At 63.3% G+C, this 958-nt stretch carries 1 protein-coding gene and 1 pseudogene; both read left to right on the forward strand.

From position 1 onward, the window contains the following. Positions 1–570 (forward strand): annotated as a pseudogene (locus EN925_RS41225) (flavin reductase); the annotation flags it as partial. After that, the coding region (locus EN925_RS35825; protein ID WP_128337368.1) for an LLM class flavin-dependent oxidoreductase at positions 567–958 on the forward strand (392 nt) is incomplete at its 3' end. The pseudogene EN925_RS41225 and the gene EN925_RS35825, both read left to right, overlap by 4 nt.

Below are 958 nucleotides of genomic sequence, written 5' to 3' on the forward strand. Positions count from 1 at the left end.
ATCCTCATCGGCCGCGTCCGCGATTTCGAGCACAATTCCGCGCAGCCGCTCGGCTATTGCCGCGGCGCCTATGTTGCACCCGGCCTCAGCCAGGACGCGCTGGCCGCGACCCAGCCCGGCACCGATGTCGGCGCCATCCTCGAAAATGGTGGCCGGATCCTGTTCGTGGAAACGGCGGACGGTTTTGAACTGCCGCGCGGCCGAGGGTTGGGTTCGGCAGGCGATGGCAATAGTCTGCGTGGACTGCTTGCGGCAAAGGCCATCGAGGCCCAGCTCGGCTTCCTGTTCGCCGTCTGGGACGACGCCGGACCTGTTTCGCGCACGCATGTCTACTATCGCGGTACGTTCGACGTGCCCGCTTCCAGCGATCGCGGCATTCGGCTCATCGAGATCGACGCGATCGAAGGATTGAAGATCGCCGATTCGGCGATCCGCTCGATGCTCACGCGCTATATCAGGGAATGCTCGGTGGATGCATTCGGCGTCTATGTCGGCAACGATGTCGAAGGCGAGGTCCGGCCGCTCGCCAGACCCAGCGCTTCCACCGTCAATACAGGTGCCCACGGATGAAATTCTCGCTCTTCGTGCATATGGAACGGTCGGATCTGGCCAAGCCGCATTCCGAGCTTGTGACCGAGCTCGAAGAACTGGTCCTGATGGCCGAACAGGCATGCTTCGAGACCGCCTGGATCGGCGAGCATCACGGCATGGAATTCACCATCTCGCCCAATCCCTTCATCAACATCGCCTATCTCGCCGCCAAGACCAGCCGTATCCGCCTCGGCACCGGAACCGTGATTGCGCCCTTCTGGCACCCGATCAAGCTTGCCGGCGAAGCGGCGATGGCTGACGTCATCAGCGGTGGCCGGCTGGACATCGGCATCGCGCGCGGCGCCTACAGCTATGAATATCAGCGCATCTTCCCAGGTCTTGACGCCTGGGGCGCCGCGCGCGATGC

It is taken from the genome of Mesorhizobium sp. M7A.F.Ca.US.006.04.2.1, assembly GCF_004022915.1.
Taxonomy (GTDB): domain Bacteria; phylum Pseudomonadota; class Alphaproteobacteria; order Rhizobiales; family Rhizobiaceae; genus Mesorhizobium; species Mesorhizobium ciceri.